Below are 21,989 nucleotides of genomic sequence, written 5' to 3'. Positions count from 1 at the left end.
GCGACATCCGCGGGGGGCTGCCTCCAAGGGCGTGTATCCCTTGTTCGCGAGGCACAGCGACTGGTCGTGGATGTACTTGTAGGTGTCGCGCTGTGACGCCAGGAGGGAGGCCACCGCTTGCCGAAGACATCGAGCTGCCCGAGGAACTGGACCGCAAGTGGTTCAACCGCGGCTACCACGGCACGCTGCACCACGACGTCCGTGCGCTGTTCACGAAGGAACTCGGCATGGGGGGACGGGGGCCCCGTCTCCCTCCACCCCACCCGCCGAGCGAGTCGGCCCGCCGTTTCTTCGAACTGATGGGCGAGGCCCCGGTGATGGCCGAGGGACGCCGAGCCGTCGACGCGGGCGACCACCGCTGGGCGGCCCAGATCCTGCACATCCTCGTCTTCGCGCAACCGGACAACCAGGCGGCCCGCGACCTCCAGGCCGACGCCTACGAGCAGATGGACCACCAGGCCGAGGGGCCGCAGTGGCGCGGCGTCTTCCGCACCGCGGCCAAGGAAGTGCGGGAGGGCGTCCAGCCCGCCACGTTCGCCACGGCCAGCCCCGATACGGCCCTCGCCATGCCCACCGACATCCTCTTCGACCACGCCGCCGTCCACCTGGTCGGCGACAGAGCCGCACAGGCCGACCTGCGCATCGGCTTCTCCTTCACGGACATCGACGAGACGTGGACGATGCGGGTCGCACGCGGCGTCCCCAACGCCCGCCGCGGCGCCTCCTCCGACACGCACCTCACCGTCACGGGCCCCAAGGCGGCCCTGGTGGACGTTCTGCTGAACCCGGCGAGCGCGGCCCCGCTGGCCGGGGCCGGAAAGCTCCGACTCGACGGCGACGCCACCGTCCTGCCTGCGCTGGCCGAGCTCATCGACACGTTCGACCCCGACTTCGGCATCGTGACGCCCTGATCGCCTCGGCGTCCGGTGCGTTCGGTGCGTCCGGAGGCTCACGCGGTCTCCGAGGCCCAGCTGACGGTGCCGGACCTCGTTACCCCCGCCTCAGATCGGCCCGCACCAGATCGTGGTCCGAGTACGGGGTGAGATGCACCTCCTGCCTGAGCGGGGTGAAGCCGCGCAGGAAGACGTAGTCGAACTTGCTGCGCCAATCGGTGGTCGGCTCGCAGGTACCGGCCGCCGTGGGACCGCACGCGCGGTCCGCGTCCGTGGCCAGGCCCCACATCCCGGTGAGTTCGGCGGCATCCGGCACCGCGTTGAAGTCGCCCAGCACGATCGCGCGGTCGTACCGGGCGACCGCCTTCGCCAGTACGGCGGTCTGCTTCACGCGGAACGACTCCTGCCTCCGCTCGGCCAGGTGTGTGTTGAAGACCCGGACGGGCCGGCCGTCGACAAGGGTGGTGACGGCCAGGTACCCGCGGTCCTCGGAACCGCCTTCCGGATACTCCACGTTCAACCGGTCGGTCATCGGAGCGGCCGAGAGGATCGCCTGGCCGAAGCCCCCCGGATTCCATGGCACTCCGCCGCAGCGGCTCCAACTCCGCAGGACCGATCCGTACTCGACGTGGTAGACCAGCCCGTACATGTACCGCAGATGGTCCCGGATCCTCTCGACATCCCCCACGCATGCCTCTTGCAGGCCGATGACCTGAGGCGCGTACGTGGCGATCTCCGCCGCTCGGCCGAGGTTCTGACCGCTCCCCTTGCAGGGATTGCAGATGTTCCACGTCATGACGCGGTTCGGCACGGCCTCCCCGGGGGCGCCGGCCGGCAGCGGCTCGGCGATGTGGGCGGCGTTCGGGGCGCTGGGACCGACGAGCAGCACGCAGACCGCGACCAGCGCTCCCGCGAGCCACCGCGCGCCGGTTCCGGTCACCCCTGCCTCCTCGGAGCAGAGACCCACGCCCTCGTGCGGGGTCTTCTCGCACGAGGTTATGTGACGGGTCGCAGGCGGCACATGAGGTGCCTGGATCCCATGGGCGGCATCACGACTTCCGTCCTGGCGGACCGGGTTGCCGGTACCGCCACCGCCGGCCTCCTCCTCGGCCTGGCCGTCCACGGCACCCCCTCCCTCTACTCCCTGATCGACACCCCGAAGGCCTCCGACGCGAAACTCGAACTCCGGGCCGCCCCCGGCATCGAGGGCTGTTCGTTCACCTTCGGATAGCGTCATTCCGTCCACGGCACGCTTGCCGCCTCGGTAGACCTTGGTGATGTCGACCAGTTCCAGCATGTCTGTCTCCCCCCCCAGTTCCCGGTGGGCGCTGTCGGCCGGCGAGAGGAGCCGCCGAGGGCTCCCCTCGGGCGGGGAGTCCAGGTACGGGGAATCATCGTCGCCTCCAGGGCGTCAGCGGGTGAGAGCCCAAGACTCCCGTCCACCGCGCCCCCGCACATCTGCGATCGGGCGAGGGATTCTCCGACTGGTGGTTGGTGGTTGGTGGTTGGTGGTTGGTTCTCGCCAGTCGGCAGCTGGCAGCCGACAGCTGGTTGTCGGTCGTTGGGTCGTTGGGTCGTTGGGTCAGGAACCGGCCCTACCACGGCCGGGGGTGGTACGGGCACGGGGCGGGCCCTCGACGGGCAGCCATCCGGTGACGCGCCAGCCCTCGGCGTCGGGGCCGCCGGTCAGCTCGCCGTCGAGCAGCGCGAAACGCTCCTCGCCCACCACCTCCACGTCCGGCTGGTGCTCCAGGATGCGCCGCATGCCGCGGCGCACCATGTCCTGATCGTCGGCGAGAAGTACGCGAATCGTCACGGCCGGCCATTCTTCCGGCCGGGGGCCACGAGACCGTCCGCTCCGCCCCGCAGACCCCGGCAGGGGCCGGGCCGCTCCACCTGGCCGGTGTCCTGACAAGGCCGGACAGTAGAGTTCGGGTGCGTCAGCCCCCGAACACCGAGGTACCGTCCGTGACTCCAGAACCCGCCGCACAACCCGTTCCGCCGCCGGTGAGCGTCGTGGGGATCGGAGCCGACGGATGGTCCGGACTGCCCGACGCGTCGCGCTCCGCACTCGTCGGCGCGCAGGTCCTGATCGGCGGTGAGCGTCAGCTCGGGCTGCTCCCGCCGCAGTGCGCGGGCCGGCGCGTGGCCTGGCCCTCGCCGCTGCTCCCCGCGGTTCCCGGCCTGCTCGCCGCGCACGCGGGGAGCAGGATCGCCGTGCTGGCCAGCGGCGACCCGATGTTCTACGGGATCGGCCGGGCCCTCACCGAAGTGCTCGGCGCCGACGGGCTGCGGGTCCTGCCGCACCCCTCGTCCGTGTCCTACGCCTGCGCTCGGGCCGGCTGGCCCCTGGAGGACACCGAGGTCGTCACGCTGGTCGGCAGGCCCGCCGCCCGGCTCGCGGCCGCCCTGTACGACGGACGCCGGCTGCTGGTCCTCAGCGCGGACGCCGGCACCCCCGCCGAGGTCGCCGCACTGCTGCGGGAACACGGCTTCGGGCCGAGCACCCTGAGCGTCCTGGAACAGCTCGGCGGCGCGCGCGAAGCGAGTACCGACGGCACCGCGGACAGCTGGGCGCACCCGCCCGGCGACCCGCTGAACGTGATCGCCGTCGAATGCCGCCGGGCCCCCGGCACCCCGCACCTCGGTGCCGTACCCGGCCTGCCCGACGACGCGTACGAGCACGACGGACAGCTGACCAAGCGGCACATCCGGGCGGCGACCCTCGGCGCGCTCGCACCGGCACCGGGCGAGCTGCTCTGGGACGTCGGCGGCGGCTCCGGGTCGGTGGCGATCGAGTGGCTGCGCGCCCACCCCTCGTGCCGCGCGATCAGCGTGGAGCGCGACCCCGTACGGGCGGAGCGCATCACGCGTAACGCCGGACGGCTCGGGGTGCCCGCCCTGCGCGTGATCACCGGCCGGGCCCCCGGCAGCCTGGCCGGACTGCCCGTGCCCGACGCCGTGTTCATCGGTGGCGGGCTGACCGTGCCCGGCCTGCTCGACGCCTGCTGGGAAGCGCTGCCGGCCGGCGGCCGGCTGGTCGCCAACACCGTCACGCTGGAGTCCGAGGCGGTGCTCACCGAGTGGTACCGCCGGCACGGGGGAGAGCTGGTCCGCCTCGCCGTCGCGCACGCCGTGCCGGTCGGCGGCTTCACCGGCTGGCGGCAGGCCATGCCGGTGACCCAGTTGTCGGTGGGCAAGCCCTCCGCCGGTACGAACGCGGGACCCGCGGCGCAAACCCGTACAGAACAATCAGGAGACAACAGATGACCGTGTATTTCATCGGCGCGGGTCCGGGTGCGGCCGACCTGATCACCGTGCGCGGCGCGCGGACCCTCGCCGCCTGCGGGGTGTGCCTGTACGCGGGCAGCCTGGTGCCCGCCGAACTCCTCGCAGAGTGCCCCCCGGAGGCCCGGCTGGTGGACACCGCGCAGCTCGACATCGACCGGATCACGGCCGAGCTGATCGGCGCGCACCAGGCCGGTCACGACGTGGCGCGGCTGCACTCGGGCGATCCCTCGGTGTTCAGCGCGGTCAACGAGCAGATGCGGCGTCTCGACGAGGCGGGCGTGCCCTACGAGGTGATCCCGGGCGTCCCCGCGTTCGCGGCCGCCGCCGCGGCACTCAAGCGGGAACTGACCGTGCCCACGGTCGGCCAGACCGTCATCCTCACCCGGATCGCCAACCGGGCCACGGCGATGCCGGAGGGGGAGGACCTCGCGACGCTGGGCCGCAGCGGGGCCCTGATCGTCCTGCACCTCGCCGCCAGGTACGTGGACCGGGTCGTCGGGGAACTGCTGCCGCACTACGGGGCCGACTGCCCCACCGCGGTCGTCGCCCTCGCCTCCCGCCCCGACGAGCTCATCCTGCGCGGACCTCTCGACGGCATCGCGGAACAGGTGAAGGCCGCGGGCGTGATCCGCACCGCCGTCATCATGGTCGGCCGCACGCTCGGCGCCGACCAGTTCCGCGACAGCCACCTCTACTCGCCCGGACGCGACCGGCACGCCTGCTGACGGCTGCGCGCGGCCGTCAGCGGACGCCGCTGCGCCCGACGACCGTCCCCGCCCGGTCGACGCAGATGACGTCGACGGCGACCGGCGAGCCGCGCAGTACCGTCAGCGCCTCGTCCCGGGCGGCCACCGCCACCAGGTCCCCGAGGGGGACGCCGGCCGCCTGGCAGGACCGGAGCGCCGCGAGGCCCGTGTTCGCGGTGGCCACCTCCGCGGCCAGGGCCTCGTCCGCGCCGCCCCGCCGGGCCAGTCCGGCCAGGAAGGGCTTGTCGACCTGGGAACGGGCCGAGTGCAGGTCGAGGTGGCCGGCGGCGAGCTTCGACAGTTTCGCGAACCCGCCGCAGATGGTCAGCCGGTCCACCGGATGACGGCGCACGTACTTCAGCACGGCACCCGCGAAGTCCCCCATGTCGAGCAGGGCGATCTCCGGCAGCCCGTACTCGGCCACCACGGTCTTCTCCGACGTCGAGCCCGTGCAGCCCGCCACATGGGTGTGGCCGGCCGCCCGCGCCACGTCCACGCCCCGGCGGATCGAGTCGATCCACGCCGAGCAGGAGTACGGCACCACGACACCGGTCGTGCCCAGGATCGACAGGCCGCCCAGGATGCCCAGGCGCGGGTTCCAGGTCGAGCGCGCGATCTCCTCGCCGTGGTCGACGGAGACGGTCACCTCGACGTCCCCCGTCCCCCGGTGCGCCTCCGCGACCCGTGCGAGGTGGTCGCGGATCATCTGGCGGGGCACGGGGTTGATCGCGGGCTCGCCCACGTCGAGCGGCAGTCCGGGCAGGGTGACCGTGCCCACGCCGGGGCCCGCCCGGAACACCACACCGGAGCCCGGCGGCAGCCGCCGGACGGTGACGCGTACGAGGGCGCCGTGGGTGACGTCCGGGTCGTCCCCGGCGTCCTTGACCACACCGGCTGTCGCCCGCCCCCCGGTCAGCTCCTCCACCGCCAGCGCGAACGCCGGGGTCTGGCCCCGGGGGAGGGTGATGGCCACCGGGTCGGGGAAATCGCCGGTCAGCAGGGCGGTGTACGCGGCCGTGGCCGCCGCGGTCGCGCAGGCACCGGTCGTCCAGCCGGGCCGCAGACCGGTGTGTTTGAGTTGGGCGCTGCGCCCGCCCTTCGCCTCACCCACGGATGGACCTCATGCACGTACTCGTACTCGGCGGCACCACGGAGGCCCGCCGCCTCGCCGAGCTGCTGGTGGCGGCACTGCCGGAGGACGCCCGGGTGACCAGCTCGCTCGCGGGGCGGGTGGCCAGTCCCAGGCTCCCGCCGGGCGAGGTGCGCGTCGGCGGGTTCGGCGGCGCCGACGGCCTTGCCGCGTGGCTGCGCACGCACCAGGTGGACGCGCTCATCGACGCCACCCATCCTTTCGCCGGGACGATCAGTTTCAACGCGGCGGCAGCCGCCTCCGCCGCCCATGTTCCCCTGCTGGCACTGCGCCGCCCCGGCTGGGTGCCCGGCCGTGGCGACGACTGGCACCCGGTCGGCTCCCTGGAGGAGGCGGCGCGGACGCTGCCCGCGCTGGGGCGGCGCGTGTTCCTCACCACGGGACGCATGGGACTGGCCGCCTTCGCCGGGCTGGACGCCCTGTGGTTCCTGATGCGGTCGGTCGACGCACCGGAGCCGCCGTACCCCGCCCGGATGGAGGTCCTGCTCGACCGGGGACCGTTCACCGCGGAGGGGGAGCGGGAGCTGATCCGCCGCCATCGCGTCGACGTCCTCGTCACGAAGGACAGCGGCGGCGCCGCCACCGCCCCCAAGCTCGCCGCGGCCCGCGAGGCGGGGATCCCGGTGGTCGTGGTGCGCCGCCCACCGGTTCCCGAGGGGGTCGCGGTGGCCGGTACCCCGGAGCGGGCCCTCGACTGGCTGCGCGGGCCCGGCGGCGGCCGGACCGGGGCTCAGCCCTCCGGGTAGCGGCGCGGCGTCCAGACGATCTGTCGCCCGTCACCGCGCCGCACCCAGCGCGTCTGCGAGGACCCGACGATCAGGATCGTGCGCATGTCGACCTCGGCCGGGTCGAGATCGGCCAGCCGTACGGTGCGCACGCTCTCGGCCGGTCCGCCGACGTCCCGGCCGAGCACCACCGGGGTGTCCGGTGAGCGGTGCTCCAGGAGCAGATCGCGTGCCTTGCCGACCTGCCAGGTCCGGCTGCGTGAGCCGGGGTTGTACAGCGCGAGCACCAGGTCGGCACAGGCCGCGGCCCGCAACCGCTCCGCGATGACCTCCCACGGCTTGAGCCGGTCCGAGAGCGAGATCGTGGCGTAGTCGTGGCCCAGCGGCGCCCCCGCCCGTGCGGCCGCCGCGTTGGCCGCCGTCACGCCCGGCAGCACCCGTACCGGCACCTGCGCGTAGCGGTCCTGGGAGGCCGCCTCCAGGACGGCCGTCGCCATGGCGAAGACCCCGGGGTCCCCGCCGGACACCACGGCCACGCGCCGTCCGCGACGGGCCAGGTCCAGGGCGAACTCGGCGCGCTCCGACTCGACCTTGTTGTCCGAGCCGTGCCGGGACTGCCCCGGCCGGACCGGCACCCGCTCCAGATAGGTGGTGTAGCCGACCACGTCGTCGGCGGCGGCCAGCACCCCGCGCGTCTCCGGCGTCAGCCACAGCGGTCCGGCGGGCCCTGTGCCGACCACGGCGACCTCACCGCCGCCCGGAGCGCCCTCGGGACGCGGTGCGTCGATCCTGCTGGGCAGCACCGCGACCGCGAAGTACGGCACGGAGCCGGCGTCGATCCCGGCCAGCTCACCCGTGCGCTCCCCGGCCATCGTGGCGCGTTCCACGTAACGGGCCTCCGGCAGCCGCCCCGAGGCCTCGAAGGCCCGGCGCACCGTGGGGAAGGTCCGGCCCAGCTTCATCACCACCGCGGTGTCCGTGGCGGCCAGCCGGGCGGTCAGCTCCTCCTCCGGCAGGGTGCCGGGCAGGATGGTCAGCACCTCCTCGCCCTCGACGAGCGGGGTGCCGAGCCGGGCGGCGGCGGCGCTGACCGAGGTGACACCGGGGATCACTTCGGTGGGGTAGCGGTCGGCGAGCCGCTTGTGCATGTGCATGTACGAGCCGTAGAAGAGCGGGTCGCCCTCGGCGAGCACGGCGACCGTGCGCCCCGCGTCGAGGTGCACCGCGAGGCGGGCCGCCGCCTCGGCGTAGAAGTCGTCCAGCGCGCCCCGGTAGCCGCCGGGATGGTCCGTGGTCTCCGTCGTGACGGGGTAGACCAGGGCCTCTTCGATGTGGTCGGGGCGGATGTGCCCGGCCGCGATGGACCGGGCTATCGACCGCCCGTGCCGGGCGCTGTGATAGGCGACGACATCGGCCTCCGCGATGACCTGCACGGCGCGTACGGTCATCAGGGCCGGATCGCCGGGGCCCAGCCCGACTCCGTACAGCCGGCCGTTCTTCTGCTCGCTCACGCTTACTCTTCCTCGCTGGCGATCGCGTTGAGGGCGGCGGCCGCCATGGCGCTGCCGCCCCGCCGGCCGCGCACGATCAGGTGGTCGAGCCCGGACGCGTGTGCGGCCAGGGCGTCCTTGGACTCGGCCGCGCCGATGAAGCCGACCGGCACACCGATGACGGCGGCGGGGCGCGGCGCGCCCTCCTCGATCAGTTCGAGCAGCCGGAACAGGGCGGTGGGCGCGTTGCCCACGGCAACGACCGCGCCGTCCAGCCGGTCCCGCCACAGCTCCAGGGCGGCCGCGCTGCGGGTGGTGCCGAGTTCCGCCGCGAGTGCGGGCACCGCCGGGTCCGACAGGGTGCACACGACCTCGTTGCCGGCGGGCAGCCGCTTGCGGGTGACCCCGCTGGCGACCATGGCCACGTCGCACAGGATGGGCGCGCCGGCCCGCAGGGCCTCGCGGGCACGGGCCACCACGTCCGGGGTGAAGGCCAGATCGCGTACGAGGTCGACCATGCCGCAGGCGTGGATCATCCGGACCGCCACCTGGCTCACATCGGCGGGCAGTCCCGACAGATCGGCCTCCGCGCGGATCGTGGCGAAGGACTGGCGATAGATGGCCGGTCCGTCCTTCTCGTACTGGTGCACAGTGCTGTCGCTCTCTTCATCGGGCATGGAAAGGGTCGGTCGGTCCAGGAGTGTCCGGCCGGTGTCGAGCGGCCGGCCGCGGAACGGTCAGGTGCCGGGGCGCGGGGCGGGGCGCTGCTCGTCCAGGCCGCCCCGGGCCGCGGCTACGGCTGCCGCGAGTGCGGCCGGACCGTCGGCGACGGGCAGCGGGGCGTGCCGTTCACCGTCGCACACCAGGGAGACCCGGTAGCCGTCCGGGGCGGCGACGACGTCGACCCACGTGCCCTGCGGGTGACCGCAGCGGCGTTCGCACCCCGACCAGTACACCGGCAGCGCGCCCGCGGGCCCCAGGGCCGCTGCCGCCCCGGCCCGGACGTCGGCGAGGGACTTGGCGCAGCCGGGCCGCCCGACGCAGGCCCCCACCCCGGTCCAGGGGGAGCGGGGTCCGGTGATCAGTCCGGCGGCCCCCAGGGCCGCCAGCTCCACGGCGGCCCGTGCGCGCTCCACGCCCGGTACGACGACGCCGCGCCAAGGGGTCAGCCGCAGCTCGCCGCCGCCCTCCCGCTGCCGGGCGGCGCGGGTCAGCGCCCGCCACTGTTCCGCGCCGAGGCGGCCCAGGGGTGCGCCGACGGACAGCGCGACCGTGTCGTACGGGCCGTCCACGACGCCGGGAGCGGGAGCGGCGGACCGCGCGGGGCGTACGGGGCCGCCGGTGCGCGTGGAGCGGATTCCGGCCTGTCGCAGGGCGGTGTGAGCGGCGCCGGTTCCGGTCTGTCGCAAGGTGGTGTGAGCCGCGCGCACTCCGGCCTGCCGCAACCGCCGGGCCACCTGGTCCCGGAGGATCCCGCCGTCGGCGCGCAGTTCCGTCACCCGCCAGACGCCGGAGCCGCGGGCGGTGTCCAGGAAGGTCTCGGCGGCGGTCAGCGCGGCCCGCGGCGCGTGCGCACCGGGTATCCGCAGCACGGTCTCCGCCGGGCCGATCCGCAGAGCCGCGTCCCCGCCGGCCAGCGCCAGCAGCGTCACATCGGCGCCGAGCGGATCGACATCGCCGCGGCCGTCGTCGAGCGCGAACAGGAACCGCCCCGACAGCTCGGTCGTCAGATCACTCGCGCACACCAGTTCGTCCAACGCCGACAGCCAGGGGCGGATGTCCCGCTGCCCCCGGCCGTCGAGCCCGGAGAGCGGGGAGGCCACGATGTTGCGGACGCGCTCGTGGCGCTCGGAGGGCAGCAGCCCCGACTCACCCATGCGGGAGGCCAGTTCGCCGCCGCAGTCCGGCCGCAGACCGCGCAGCTGCACATTGCCGCGCGAAGTGAGATGCAGCTCACCATCGCCGAGCCGCTCCGCCAACTCCCGCAGCACGTCGGCCTGGGCCGCGCTCAGTACCCCCCCGGGGATCCGGACCCGGGCCAGCGCACCGTCGTCCGCCCGGTGCAGCCGCAGCGCGCCGGGGCAGGCGTCACCGCGGTCACGGACGGACGCGGCGCCTGTGGGCACGGGCGAAGTGGCTGGCGGAGGCATGGCGGCGAGCATACCGACCATCTCATCAGATCCGTATGCCTCCCAGTTCCTGGCCGCCCCTTACTATGCCTAGTGCCGCGTCAGCACGGGAAAACCCTGGCTGACGCGGTACAGACGGGCCAGCCGGTCCGTCGTCGCCACAGACGGCGACAGGGGAGGAAGCCCGGTGCGATTCCGGCGCGGTCCCGCCACTGTGATCCCGGCCCCACCGGCCGGGTGAGTCAGGAACTCCCTTCCCCGTGCCACTCGGCCCGTCCGAGCAGGGGAGTCCCATTCCGACACCGCCCGGGGCGTGGATACCCCGAGGAAGGCCAGACGCCGCATGATCCTGCTCCTGTCGACGTCAGACACCGACCTGCTCAGCGCCCGCGCCTCCGCAGGCCCGGTCGCCTACCGCTACGCGAACCCCTCCCGGCTCCCGCTCCAGGACCTCCCGCAGCTCCTGGACGGCACGGACCTGGTCGTCGTACGCCTGCTCGGCGGGGTCCGCGCCTGGCAGGACGGCCTCGACCAGGTGCTGGCCACCGGGCGCCCCGTCGTCGTCCTCACCGGGGAACAGGCCCCCGACGCCCAGCTGATGGCCGCCTCCACCGTCCCGATCGGCATCGCCGCGGAGGCCCACGCCTACCTCGCACACGGCGGCCCCGGCAACCTGGAGCAGCTCGCCCGCTTCCTCTCCGACACCGTCCTGCTCACCGGCCACGGCTTCGAACCCCCCGCCCCGGCACCCTCCTGGGGCCCGCTGGAGCGCACGCCGCGCACGACGGACGGCCCCACCATCGCGGTGCTCTACTACCGCGCCCACCACATGAGCGGCAACACCGCGTTCATCGACGCCCTGTGCCGTGCCGTCGAGGACGCCGGCGGCCGCGCCCTGCCGCTGTTCGTCGCCTCGCTGCGCACACCGGAGCCCGAACTGATCGACGCCCTGCGGGGAGCCGACGCGATCGTGACCACGGTGCTCGCCGCGGGCGGTACCCGGCCCGCGGAGGCGTCGGCCGGCGGTGACGACGAGTCCTGGGACGCCGGCGCCCTCACCGGCCTCGACGTGCCCATCCTCCAGGCTCTCTGCCTCACCTCCTCCCGGTCGGACTGGGAGGACAACGACGAGGGCGTCTCCCCGCTGGACGCCGCGAGCCAGATCGCCGTGCCCGAGTTCGACGGCCGTCTGATCACCGTCCCGTTCTCGTTCAAGGAGATCGACGAGGACGGCCTCCCGGCGTACGTGGCCGACGTGGAGCGTGCCGCCCGGGTCGCCGGGACCGCCGTGCGCCACGCGCGGCTCCGCCACATCCCGAACGCCGACAAGCGCCTCGCGCTGGTGCTGTCCGCGTACCCGACCAAGCACTCCCGGATCGGCAACGCCGTCGGACTCGACACCCCGGCGAGCGCCGTCGCCCTGCTGCGCCGGCTCCGCGCCGAGGGGTACGACTTCGGTGACGAGGAGGTGCCGGGCCTCGCCTCCGGTGACGGCGACGAGCTGATCTACGCGCTGATCGAGGCGGGCGGCCACGACCAGGAGTGGCTGACGGAGGAGCAGCTGGCCCGCAACCCGGTCCGTATCCCGGCCGCCGACTACCGGCGCTGGTACGCGACGCTGCCGGCCGAACTCCGCACGGCCGTCGAGGAGCACTGGGGCCCCGCTCCGGGCGAGATGTTCGTGGACCGCTCGCGCAACCCCGAGGGCGACATCGTCCTGGCCGCCCTGCGCCGGGGCAATCTGCTCATCCTCATCCAGCCGCCGCGCGGCTTCGGCGAGAACCCGATCGCGATCTACCACGATCCCGACCTGCCGCCCTCGCACCACTACCTGGCCGCCTACCGCTGGATCGCGGCCGCCGCGGACGACAACGGCTTCGGCGCCGACGCGATGATCCACCTCGGCAAGCACGGCAACCTGGAGTGGCTGCCCGGGAAGAACGCCGGGCTGTCCGCCGCCTGCGGGCCCGACGCCGCGCTGGGCGACCTCCCGCTCGTCTACCCGTTCCTGGTCAACGACCCGGGCGAGGGCACCCAGGCCAAACGCCGGGTCCACGCCACCCTGGTGGACCACCTCGTACCGCCGATGGCCCGCGCGGAGAGCTACGGCGACGTGGCCCGGCTGGAACAGCTGCTGGACGAGCACGCCCAGATCGCGGCGATGGACCCGGCCAAGCTGCCGGCCATCAGGGCCCAGATCTGGACCCTGATCCAGGCCGCGAAACTCGACCACGACCTGGGTCTCGAAGACCGTCCGGAGGACGAGGGCTTCGACGAGTTCATCATGCATCTCGACGGCTGGCTCTGTGAGATCAAGGACGCGCAGATCCGCGACGGCCTGCACGTCCTGGGCGGCGCGCCCGCCGGAGCCGACCGGGTCAACCTGGTCCTGGCGATCCTGCGCGCCCGCCAGATCTGGGGCGGCACCACCTCCCTGCCCGGCCTGCGCGAGGCGCTCGGCCTCGACGAGTCGGCGGCCACCCGCACCACCGCCGACGAGGTGGAGGAGCAGGCCCGCACCCTGGTCCAGGCGATGGAGGACGCGCACTGGGCGCCGGAAGCCGTTGCCGAGGTCGCGGCCGGACACCCCGGTTCCGTCGCCGGCATCCTCGACTTCGCGGCCCGCGAGGTCGTGCCCCGGCTGGCGGCCACCACCGACGAACTCGACCACACCGTCCACGCGCTGAACGGCGGCTTCGTCCCCGCCGGCCCCTCCGGCTCCCCGCTCCGGGGCCTGGTCAACGTCCTGCCGACCGGCCGCAACTTCTACTCCGTCGACCCCAAGGCGGTGCCCTCCCGGCTGGCCTGGGAGACCGGACAGGCGCTGGCCGACTCGCTGCTGGAGCGCTACCGGACCGACAACGGCGACTGGCCCACCTCGGTCGGCCTGTCCCTGTGGGGCACCAGCGCGATGCGTACCGCCGGCGACGACGTCGCGGAGGCCTTCGCGCTGCTCGGCGTCCGCCCGGTCTGGGACGACGCCTCGCGCCGGGTCACCGGCCTGGAGGCGATCCCGGCCGCCGAACTGGGGCGCCCGCGCATCGATGTGACGCTCCGCATCAGCGGCTTCTTCCGCGACGCGTTCCCGCACACCATCGGCCTCCTGGACGACGCGGTGCGCCTCGCGGCCTCGCTGGAGGAGCCCGCCGAGCAGAACTACGTACGGGCGCACACCCAGGCGGACCTGGCCGCCCACGGCGACGAACGCCGCGCCACCACCCGTATCTTCGGCTCCCGGCCCGGTACGTACGGCGCCGGACTGCTCCAGCTCATCGACTCGCGGGACTGGCGCACCGACGCGGACCTGGCCGAGGTCTACACCGTCTGGGGCGGCTACGCCTACGGCCGCGAACTCGACGGACGCCCGGCCCGCGAGGAGATGGAGACGGCGTACAAGCGCATCGAGGTCGCGGCCAAGAACACCGACACCCGCGAGCACGACATCGCGGACTCGGACGACTACTTCCAGTACCACGGCGGCATGGTGGCCACCGTGCGCGCGCTCAAGGGCACCGCCCCCGAGGCGTACATCGGGGACTCCACCCGGCCGGAGACCGTCCGGACCCGCACCCTGGTCGAGGAGACCTCGCGCGTCTTCCGGGCCCGCGTCGTCAACCCCAAGTGGATCGAGGCGATGCGCCGCCACGGCTACAAGGGCGCCTTCGAGCTGGCCGCCACCGTCGACTACCTCTTCGGCTACGACGCCACGACGGGGGTGGTCGCCGACTGGATGTACGACAAGCTCACCGAGACCTACGTCCTGGACCCGGCCAACCGCGAGTTCCTCCAGCGGGCCAACCCCTGGGCCCTCCACGGCATCGCGGAACGCCTCCTGGAGGCCGAGTCGCGCGGCATGTGGGAGAAGCCCGACCCGGAGATCCTCGCCGGTCTGCGGCAGGTCTTCCTGGAGACCGAGGGCGACCTGGAGGGCGAGGACTGAGCCACCGGCTGCCGTACGGAGGAAGGGCCCCGGCCGCTCGTGCGGCCGGGGCCCTTGTTCGCGTCCAACTCCGTTGTCAGTGCCTCCCCATAGAGTTCAGTTATCACTCGGGGAGCTTCGGAGAAGGAGCGGAAACGTGTCCGCCAACAGGATTCAGCACAAGGTGAATCACGTCGCGCTGGTCGTCGACTGTTCGGGTTCCATGCGGCCGCACCAGGGCCAGCTCATTCGTGTCGTGGACGAATTCGTGGCCGGCCTCAAGGCCGAATCGGACAGCCTCGGCCATGAGACCCGGATCAGTCTCTATTCCTTCGATCACCAGGTGGAGAACCTGGTCTGGGACATGGACGTGAAGCACCTGCCGTCCATGCGGGGGCTGTACCGGGTCAACAACGGTGCTACGGCCCTGATCGAGGCCTCCTTGAAGTCCCTGGACGATCTGGGCCATATCTGGGAGGAGTACGGCGAGCACAGCTTCCTGCAGATCGTGGTGACCGACGGCGAGGAGAACGCCTCCGGCGGCTACCGGCGGCACGACGGCGACATGGCCGTCCTCGGTCCCTGGCTCGACCGGATCACGGCGAAGATGGGCGGGCTCCCGGGCCATTGGACGTCCGCGATCCTGGTGCCGAACTCGCTGGCGAAGCGCACCGCCCAGAACTACGGCTTCCCGGCGGGGAACATCGCCATCTGGGACGCGGACTCCCAGGAGGGCGTCGAGGAGGCGATCGGTACCGTGCGCGCCGCCGCCACCAGCTTCCTGCGGGGCCGCGAGCAGGGGGTGCGCGGCACAAAGAATCTGTTCGCCGTGGGACAGGGCATATCGGTTGACGAGGTGCGGGCGAATCTCGAACCGATACCGGCCGACAAATACCGGCTCCTGAAGGTCGACAAGGAGATCGAGATCCGGCCTTTCGTCGATTCACATCCGGGTGTGACCTACGAACGCGGCTCGTGCTACTACCAATTGGGCACCCGGGTTCAGGTTCAGCCCGACAAGGAAGTGATCGTGGTCGAGAAGGACACCGATCGCGCCTATACGGGCGACGCGGCGCGCAGTCTTCTCTTCGGCACGGGTATCGACGGGACGGTCTCGGTGAAGGCGGGGAACAATCCCGAACTGGAGGTCTATGTGCAGAGCCGCTCCGTGAACAGGAAGCTCAAGCCTAAGACGCGTCTGCTCATCATGCTCTGAGGTCTGCCTTCGGCGCGGGTGGCCCAGGGCTCCGGAAATACCCCGGGGGGTATCACTGTTACAGTGAGGAGAAAATACCCCCCGGGGTACATCGCTATGAAGGGAGACGGCCGTGTTCTTCGTGGACACCCTGGAGACCGAGGGCCTGGGCAACCGCAGCTACCTGGCGGGCGGGGCGGCGTCGGCGGTGGCCGTCGACCCGCCGCGCGATGTGGAGCGGGTCCTGGCGGCGGCCGCCGGGCGCGGAGTGCGGATCGGGTACGTGGTGGAGACGCACATACACAACGACTACGTCACCGGGGGCCTGGAGCTGGCCCGGCTGACGGGTGCGCGGTACCTGGTGCCCGCGTCGGCCCGGGTCTCCTTCGACCGGGTGCCGGTCGAGGACGGCGACCGCTTCGCCGTCGACAGCGGCCTCGAACTGCGGGCACTGGCCACTCCCGGTCACACTCCGCATCACACCGCCTACGTGCTGGCCGAGGACGGCCGGGAGGTGGCCGCGTTCACCGGCGGGTCGCTGCTGATCGGCACGGTGGGCCGCCCCGACCTGGTGGAGCCGCGGCTGACCGAGCGGCTGGCCCGCTCCCAGCACGCCTCCGCCCACCGGCTGGCCGGGGAACTCCACGACGACGTGCGGGTGCTGCCCACCCATGGCTTCGGCAGCTTCTGCTCCGCCTCCGGGGCCGCGGCCGGGGGAGAGGCCACCACCATCGGCAGGGAGCGGGCCGGCAACGACGCCCTGAACCAGGACGTCGACGTCTTCGTGGCGCGGATGCTCGCCGGGCTGGAGGACGTGCCCGCCTACTACGCGTACATGGGCCCGGTGAACGCGGCAGGGCCCGCGCCGGTGGACCTGACCCCGCCCCGGACGGCCGACGCCGAGGAGATCGCGCAGCGTCTGGCCGCCGGTGAGTGGGTGGTCGACCTGCGCAGCCGTACCGCGTTCTCGCAGGGTCATGTGGCCGGGACGTTCAACTTCGAGGCCGGGGGCGGCCTCGCCACCCATCTGGCCTGGCTGATTCCGTGGGGCAAGCCCGTCACCCTCCTCGCCGCATCCGCCGGCGAGCTCGCGGAGGCCCAGCGGGAGCTGGTGCGGGTCGGCATCGAGCGGCCGGCCGCCGCCGCCACGGGCGAGCCGTCCTCCTGGCTGCGGCCGGGGCAGGGCCTGCGTTCCTTCCCCCGCGCGGACTTCGCCGCCCTGAAGCGGGCACTCGACGCCGGGGAGGACGTGGTGGTGCTCGATGTGCGCCGCGACTCCGAACGCGCCGGTGGGTACGTACGGGGATCGGTGCACGTCCCCCTGCACGAACTGCGGGAGCGGGCGGCGCAGGTCCCGGCCGGACCGGTGTGGGTGCACTGCGCGGGCGGGATGCGCGCCGCGATCGCCGCGTCCCTGCTCGACGCCGAGGGCCGCGAAGTGGTCGCCGTGGACGACGGTTTCGATGGAGCCCGGAGCGCCGGCCTGACCGTCGCGGGCGCACCGGCCTGACCCGCGTGCGTCCGCGCGGCCGGCCGCGCCGTCAGGCCAGGGAGAGGAAGAGCTTCTCCAGGCGGGCCCGCATCCGGTCCCGGTCCCCGGCCGCCTGACCGCCGTCCGCCATGCACTGCTGGAGGCCCGTCGCGATGATCGCGAAACCGGCCCGGTCGAGGGCGCGGGAGACCGCGGCCAGCTGTGTGATCACGTCCTCGCAGTCCCGGCCGTCCTCGATCATCTTGACGATCCCGGCGATCTGCCCCTGGGCCCGCTTCAGCCGGTTGAGCACCGACTTCAGCTCGGCGGCCGCCATGTCCAGCTCCACGATTCTTCCTCCGTAAACAGCCCTGAATACCCCTAGGGGTATCCTATCGTCTCCGGGACCGCCGGCCCCGGCCCGCACAGAAACGGAACAGCGCATATGACAGCCCCCGCCTCCACCCCGGCCGCCGTCCTCCCCGTCCAGGTGGCGGCCCGGCTCGGCCAGTACGCCGTCATCGACGTCCGTACCCCCGGCGAATACGCCTCCGGACATCTTCCCGGCGCCCACAACATCCCCCTGGACCGCATACCCGGTGCACTGCCCGCGCTGCGTGCCGCCGCTGCCCGCGGCGAACTGCTGATGGTCTGCGCCTCCGGCGGCCGCTCCGCCACCGCCTGCGGTGAACTGGCCGCGGCCGGTATCGCCGCGGCCACCCTCACCGGCGGCACCACGGCCTGGGCAGAGGAGGGCCATGCCCTGGACCGGCCCGCGGGTACCTCCGGGGCCTGGGCCATGGAACGCCAGGTCCGGCTCGCCGCCGGGTCCCTCGTCGTGCTCGGCCTCGCCGTCGGCACCCGCTACCGCCCGGCCCGCGCACTCTCGGCCGCCGTCGGTGGCGGCCTGGTCTTCTCCGCCCTCACCAACACCTGCGGCATGGCCGCCGTCCTCGCCCGGCTGCCGCACAACCGTCCCCGGCGCACCGACCTCGACGCCACTCTCGCGGCGCTGCGCCAGCGGTAGCCGAGACGCCGTCGCGGCCGAATCCGGCCGGAGCTTCGACGTGTACACCGGAGCGGCCAGGGGCGGGGGCCGCTGAACCGCCCCCGCCCGTCGTGCCGTCGGAGGGACGGCCTCCCGGTGCCCCCGGTCAGGCGGTGGCCGGCCGCAGCCGGACGGGCAGGGTCTGGTGGCCGTTGCTGATCAGGGAGTGCAGCGGCTTCAGCTCGGCCGCCGGCACGGCGAGTTCGAGGTCGGGGAAGCGCTCGAACAGCAGACGCAGCGCCGCGGCGATCTCCATACGGGCGAGCGGGGCGCCGAGGCAGAAGTGCACACCGTGCCCGAAGGCGAGGTGCTCGGAGGACGGCCGGGTGATGTCGAAGCGGTCGGCGGACTCGCCGTGCCAGTCGGGGTGGCGGTTGGCCGCCGCGTAGGAGGCGAGGATCGCCTCGCCGGCCCGGATCGTCTGTCCGTCGGGCAGCGGCAGGTCCTCCAGCGCGCAGCGCAGCGGGAGGTGCTTGACGGCGGGCTCGTACCGCAGGGTCTCCTCGACGACATCGCTCCAGTTGGCCCGGCCGGCCCGGACGTGGGCGAGCTGCTCGGGGTTGGTGAGCAGGGCCGTGATGCCGTGATCGATCCCGTTGACCGTCGTCTCGTACCCGGCGCTGATCATCAGCAGCAGCGTGTCGCGCAGTTCGTCGTCGGACATCGCTCCGCCGTCGCCCTCGGTGTCCCGGGCGGCGATGAGGAGCGAGGTCATGTCGTCGCCCGGTGCGGCGCGCTTGGTGTCGATCAGCTCGTCGAGCAGCTTGTACAGGGCGGCCGTGTTCGCCGCGGCCTCGTCGGCCGCGAGCGCGGTGGAGAAGACTCCGTCGACCACGCTGCGGAAGCCCTGGCGATGGTCGTCGGGGACGCCCATGAGCCTCCCGATCACGGCGATCGGCAGGGGATAGGCGAGCTCCTCGCGGAGGTCGACGCTCTCCCCGGCCGGCCGGGACTCGATGGAGTCGAGGAGGGCCGTGACGATCGCCTCCACGGTGGCCTCCATGGTCTGGATCCGGCGGGCGCTGAACGCCGGGGCGACCATGCGCCTGAGCCGCCGGTGGTCACCGCCGTAGGCGGTGAACATGTTGTTCACCGCGATCCACAGGGCCAGGGGCCAGGTGGCGAGGGTGTCGGCGAAGGCCGGCCAGTGGGCGCGCGTGTCCTTGGAGACCCGGGAGTCCGTCAGGAGTTCCTTGAGGAGGGCGGGGTCGGTGACGGACCAGGCGGTGACGCCGAGGATGTCGACGCGGGCGGCCGGCCCGCGGGAGCGCAGGGCCTCGTGTTCGGCGTGGTGGTCCGCCGCGGAGGGGTCCAGAGTGAGGATCGGGTGTTCGGGCACGGAGGCTCCTCAGCGAGTGGCAGGGAAGACGACAGGGAGGGATTCCAGGGCACGGTGGAAGGGGCCGGGCCGCCAGCGCACCTCGTCGGCGGGTACCGCGAGGTCCATCTCCGGGAAGGCGTCGGCGAGAAAGGTGATGGCCGTCTCGGCGATGAGGTAGGCGTGGGAGCGGGCCGGGCAGGTGTGCGGTCCGGTGCTCCAGGACAGATGGGCCCGGTTGCCGACGAAGGCCTCCGGCGGGAGTCCGCCCGTGAGCACCGGGTCGTTGTTGCAGGCGGCCATGGAGATGACGACCGGCTGGTGCGCCGGCAGCAGGGTGCCGTCCACGTCCGCGTCGTACCGCGGGTAGCTGATGCAGTAGTTCGCCATGGGCGGGTCCGTGTACAGGACGGTGTCGAGGGCGTCGCGGATCGTGGACTCGGCGGAGTGCAGCGTGGCCGAGAACTCCTCGTCGGTGAGGATCTTCCACCAGGTGTTGACGATGAGGTTGGTCAGCGGTTCGATGCCGGCGCCGTACAGGGTGACGATCTGGTGGCCCATCTCCTCGTCGCTCAGCCCGGCGGGGTGGGCTATCAGACGGGACGTCACGTCGTCCGCCGGATGCTGCCTGCGCAGGCTCACGAGGTCGGCGACCGCCCGGCCGAGGATCTCGTTGCCACGGGCGGCGTCTGTGGTCTCGAAGATGCGCGACATGCCGTCGGCGATCCGGGCGCCGATCTCGTCGGGGCATCCCAGCATCGAGCTCAGGACGCGGAAGGCGATCGGGAAGGCGTACTGAGTAGCGAGATCCGCACGTCCGGTGGCGCCGAAGCCGGCCACGGCGTCCGCGGCGACCTTCTCCACCAGGGCCCGCAGCTCGTGCTGGTCGATCGCGTCGATGCTCGCGCTGTTGGCCGAGCGGTAGCGGGAGTGTTCGGTGCCGCCGCTGCGCAGGGCGTTGGGCCGCCACTCCATCATCGGCCGCACCGGGCACGACGCCGGCACCGTCTGCTCCCACACCCGGGGATCGGCGGGGAAACGCAGCGGATCGTTGAGAATGCTGCGCGCCTGGAAGTAGCCGATCACCAGGGTGGCGGGGATTCCGGGGGACAGCTCGACAGGCACGAACGGGCCGAAGGTGCCGCGCATCCGCTCGTACGCGGCGTGCGGGTCGGCGGCGAACTCGGGTCCGTACAGGGGGAACCGGGCCGGCCCGGACAGTGGCTCGGTGCTGATGGGATTCATCGCAGGGGCTCCAGTGGTGCGGCTGGTCGGTGCTCCACGAGGTGGTCCATCAGGGCGACGAGTGCGTGGAGCGAAGAGGTGCGGTCGCGGGCGTCGCAGGTGATGAGCGGGGTGGCGGCGTCCAGAGCGAGGGCCTGGCGGAGTTCGCCCAGGTCGTAGGCGGGGGCACCGGGGAAGGTGTTGATGGCGACGGCGTAGGGGATGGACTGCGCCTCCAGCAGGCCCAGTGCGCCGTGGCAGGCGTCGAGGTCACGGGTGTCGGCCAGGACCAGGCATCCGAGCGCCCCTTCGGCCATGTCCTCCCAGAGCAGGTGAAAACGCTCCTGGCCGGGCAGCCCGAACAGATAGAGGACCAGGCGGCCGGCGGCCAGATGGATGCGGCCGAAGTCCATGCCCACGGTCGTCGTGGTCTTCGCCGGTGTCCCGCTGAGGTCGTCCACATCCGCGCTGTCGATGGTGATGGGCTCCTCCATGCGCAGCGGAGTCACCTCGGACACGCTGCCGATGAGGGTCGTCTTGCCCACGCCGAAGCCCCCGGCGACCACGATCTTGGCGGACTCGGTCACCGCGGCCGGTACGAAGGTGACGTTCGGGTCAGACCAGGTCTCGGAGGCCATCGCGCACCCTTCGCAGGAGATCGGATTCGGGTCGGTCGGGGTCGGCCGCGACCGGGCTGGTCAGATGGCCGCTGTCCATCAGGGTGGAGACCAGGATGCGCACCGTGGAGGGCGGCATCTGCAGCGCGGCGGCGATGTCCGCGACGGCGAGGCCGCCGTGACCGCCGGCGAACAGGCTCATCACCCTCCGGGCGTCGGGGCCAAGGGTGTTCGTCGGGCCGGTCGCGGCGATGACCACGCTCTCCAGGCGCACGTCCTGTCGCGGACGGACCCGTCCCCCGGTGCGTACGTACGGCCTGACCAGATCCGCGTCACGCCGCGGCCCGCTCATGCCGCGGAGCCGCCGTCCGGCTGCGACGGAACCCGTTCCGCGGTCCCCAGCTGCCTGCCCACCTTCACCGCGAGCTGCGCCATCTCACGGCTGATCAAGCCCACGTCCGCGTGCGGATTGGTGGTACAGACCGACAGCATCGTGTTGTCCCCGGCGGCCGTGGTCAGGCCTATGTTGTCGATGCACTCGATCATCTGCTGGCGGACCCCGCCACCACCGGTGAAGTCGTCCCACGCCTTTCCGGCGGCACGCATCGCGGCCGTCAGCGCGGCGAACTTCTCGCCCTCCTCCTGGCTCATCGTGTTCGTGCGCGCCTTCAACAGGCCGTCGCTGCTCATCAGCACGGCGAAGCGGACGCCTTCGATCTCACCGAGGTGCTCGTCCAGCAGCCAGCCAAGGGAGTTGATGGTGGTCGACATGG

The 21,989-nt window shown here is 72.8% G+C and carries 20 protein-coding genes, 1 pseudogene and 1 riboswitch; of the genes and pseudogenes, 9 read left to right on the top strand and 12 right to left on the bottom strand.

Annotated features, from left to right (window positions below; all coding sequences use genetic code 11):
- Positions 1-92 precede the first annotated feature (92 nt).
- On the top strand, positions 93-911 hold the full coding sequence (locus ACIP89_RS26395; RefSeq protein WP_402117108.1) for an alkyl sulfatase dimerization domain-containing protein: 819 nt from the start codon (positions 93-95) through the stop codon (positions 909-911).
- Positions 912-990: 79 nt separating this feature from the next.
- On the opposite strand, the gene ACIP89_RS26390 is transcribed toward ACIP89_RS26395, so the two are convergent.
- Positions 991-1,833, bottom strand: coding sequence for an endonuclease/exonuclease/phosphatase family protein (locus tag ACIP89_RS26390; RefSeq protein WP_401933484.1), 843 nt, complete (start codon positions 1,831-1,833; stop codon positions 991-993).
- 99 nt (positions 1,834-1,932) lie between these two features.
- On the opposite strand from ACIP89_RS26390, the gene ACIP89_RS26385 reads away from it, so the two are divergent.
- Entirely contained in the window at positions 1,933-2,124 is a 192-nt protein-coding gene (locus ACIP89_RS26385; RefSeq protein ID WP_402117106.1) for a hypothetical protein, read from the top strand.
- Between the two features lie 486 nt (positions 2,125-2,610).
- Here ACIP89_RS26385 and ACIP89_RS26380 read toward each other — a convergent pair.
- A pseudogene (locus ACIP89_RS26380) lies at positions 2,611-2,709 on the bottom strand (DNA-binding response regulator); the annotation flags it as partial.
- Positions 2,710-2,861: 152 nt separating this feature from the next.
- On the opposite strand from ACIP89_RS26380, the gene cbiE reads away from it, so the two are divergent.
- Both cbiE and cobM read left to right on the top strand, forming a co-directional pair.
- The gene (cbiE, locus tag ACIP89_RS26375) at positions 2,862-4,163 is read left to right on the top strand and encodes a precorrin-6y C5,15-methyltransferase (decarboxylating) subunit CbiE (RefSeq protein ID WP_402117104.1); all 1,302 of its coding nucleotides are present in this window, start codon (positions 2,862-2,864) and stop codon (positions 4,161-4,163) included.
- Positions 4,160-4,909, top strand: coding sequence for a precorrin-4 C(11)-methyltransferase (cobM, locus tag ACIP89_RS26370; RefSeq protein ID WP_401931370.1), 750 nt, complete (start codon positions 4,160-4,162; stop codon positions 4,907-4,909). The genes cbiE and cobM overlap by 4 nt, the downstream gene beginning before the upstream one ends.
- A 16-nt stretch (positions 4,910-4,925) precedes the next feature.
- Here the strand turns inward: cobM and ACIP89_RS26365 are convergent, their stop codons facing one another.
- On the bottom strand, positions 4,926-6,041 hold the full coding sequence (locus tag ACIP89_RS26365; protein ID WP_402117103.1) for a cobalt-precorrin-5B (C(1))-methyltransferase: 1,116 nt from the start codon (positions 6,039-6,041) through the stop codon (positions 4,926-4,928).
- Positions 6,042-6,052: 11 nt separating this feature from the next.
- Between ACIP89_RS26365 and ACIP89_RS26360 the strand changes: the two genes are divergently transcribed.
- Complete coding sequence (locus ACIP89_RS26360) at positions 6,053-6,826, top strand: cobalt-precorrin-6A reductase (RefSeq protein ID WP_401933495.1); 774 nt, start codon at positions 6,053-6,055, stop codon at positions 6,824-6,826.
- Here ACIP89_RS26360 and ACIP89_RS26355 read toward each other — a convergent pair.
- The 3 genes from ACIP89_RS26355 to cobG all read right to left on the bottom strand — a co-directional run bounded on the left by ACIP89_RS26355 (position 6,811) and on the right by cobG (position 10,457).
- Positions 6,811-8,316: a precorrin-2 C(20)-methyltransferase gene (locus tag ACIP89_RS26355; RefSeq protein ID WP_402117101.1), complete on the bottom strand. Its 1,506-nt coding sequence runs from the start codon at positions 8,314-8,316 to the stop codon at positions 6,811-6,813. The two genes, ACIP89_RS26360 and ACIP89_RS26355, sit on opposite strands and share 16 nt — an antisense overlap.
- A gap of 2 nt (positions 8,317-8,318) precedes the next feature.
- Complete coding sequence (locus tag ACIP89_RS26350; RefSeq protein WP_371630797.1) at positions 8,319-8,945, bottom strand: precorrin-8X methylmutase; 627 nt, start codon at positions 8,943-8,945, stop codon at positions 8,319-8,321.
- Between the two features lie 87 nt (positions 8,946-9,032).
- Entirely contained in the window at positions 9,033-10,457 is a 1,425-nt protein-coding gene (gene cobG / locus ACIP89_RS26345) for a precorrin-3B synthase (protein WP_402117099.1), read from the bottom strand.
- A gap of 143 nt (positions 10,458-10,600) precedes the next feature.
- Positions 10,601-10,676: riboswitch (cobalamin riboswitch) on the top strand.
- A 91-nt stretch (positions 10,677-10,767) separates the two neighbouring features.
- Here cobG and cobN point away from each other — a divergent pair.
- From cobN to ACIP89_RS26330, 3 genes are all read left to right on the top strand, one after another.
- Positions 10,768-14,364, top strand: coding sequence for a cobaltochelatase subunit CobN (gene cobN / locus ACIP89_RS26340; protein WP_402117098.1), 3,597 nt, complete (start codon positions 10,768-10,770; stop codon positions 14,362-14,364).
- Between the two features lie 136 nt (positions 14,365-14,500).
- The gene (locus ACIP89_RS26335; RefSeq protein WP_401933506.1) at positions 14,501-15,559 is read left to right on the top strand and encodes a VWA domain-containing protein; all 1,059 of its coding nucleotides are present in this window, start codon (positions 14,501-14,503) and stop codon (positions 15,557-15,559) included.
- 112 nt (positions 15,560-15,671) lie between these two features.
- Entirely contained in the window at positions 15,672-17,048 is a 1,377-nt protein-coding gene (locus ACIP89_RS26330) for a rhodanese-like domain-containing protein (RefSeq protein WP_402117097.1), read from the top strand.
- Between the two features lie 31 nt (positions 17,049-17,079).
- On the opposite strand, the gene ACIP89_RS26325 is transcribed toward ACIP89_RS26330, so the two are convergent.
- The gene (locus tag ACIP89_RS26325) at positions 17,080-17,358 is read right to left on the bottom strand and encodes a metal-sensitive transcriptional regulator (protein ID WP_401931383.1); all 279 of its coding nucleotides are present in this window, start codon (positions 17,356-17,358) and stop codon (positions 17,080-17,082) included.
- A 96-nt stretch (positions 17,359-17,454) separates the two neighbouring features.
- On the opposite strand from ACIP89_RS26325, the gene ACIP89_RS26320 reads away from it, so the two are divergent.
- On the top strand, positions 17,455-18,036 hold the full coding sequence (locus ACIP89_RS26320; protein ID WP_402117095.1) for a rhodanese-like domain-containing protein: 582 nt from the start codon (positions 17,455-17,457) through the stop codon (positions 18,034-18,036).
- Positions 18,037-18,163: 127 nt separating this feature from the next.
- Here ACIP89_RS26320 and ACIP89_RS26315 read toward each other — a convergent pair whose 3' ends face one another.
- Genes ACIP89_RS26315 through ACIP89_RS26295 form a run of 5 tightly spaced genes read right to left on the bottom strand, consistent with a single transcriptional unit; the run spans position 18,164 to position 21,987 of the window.
- Complete coding sequence (locus ACIP89_RS26315) at positions 18,164-19,396, bottom strand: cytochrome P450 (protein ID WP_402117094.1); 1,233 nt, start codon at positions 19,394-19,396, stop codon at positions 18,164-18,166.
- 9 nt (positions 19,397-19,405) lie between these two features.
- Positions 19,406-20,620 carry a cytochrome P450 gene (locus tag ACIP89_RS26310; protein ID WP_401931387.1) on the bottom strand — a complete coding sequence of 405 codons (1,215 nt, stop codon included), beginning with the start codon at positions 20,618-20,620 and terminating at the stop codon, positions 19,406-19,408.
- Positions 20,617-21,237, bottom strand: coding sequence for a GTP-binding protein (locus ACIP89_RS26305; RefSeq protein WP_401931389.1), 621 nt, complete (start codon positions 21,235-21,237; stop codon positions 20,617-20,619). Before ACIP89_RS26305 ends, ACIP89_RS26310 begins: the two co-directional genes overlap by 4 nt.
- Positions 21,215-21,568 (bottom strand): DUF742 domain-containing protein, encoded by a 354-nt coding sequence (locus ACIP89_RS26300; protein WP_401933517.1) that lies wholly within the window; start codon positions 21,566-21,568, stop codon positions 21,215-21,217. Before ACIP89_RS26300 ends, ACIP89_RS26305 begins: the two co-directional genes overlap by 23 nt.
- Positions 21,565-21,987 (bottom strand): roadblock/LC7 domain-containing protein, encoded by a 423-nt coding sequence (locus ACIP89_RS26295; RefSeq protein WP_401931393.1) that lies wholly within the window; start codon positions 21,985-21,987, stop codon positions 21,565-21,567. Before ACIP89_RS26295 ends, ACIP89_RS26300 begins: the two co-directional genes overlap by 4 nt.
- Positions 21,988-21,989 lie beyond the last annotated feature (2 nt).

It is taken from the genome of Streptomyces sp. NPDC088730, from assembly GCF_044751215.1.
Classification (GTDB): Bacteria; Actinomycetota; Actinomycetes; order Streptomycetales; family Streptomycetaceae; genus Streptomyces.
Note: the sequence above shows the minus strand (reverse complement) of the source record. Positions and strands in the feature narration are given on the sequence as shown.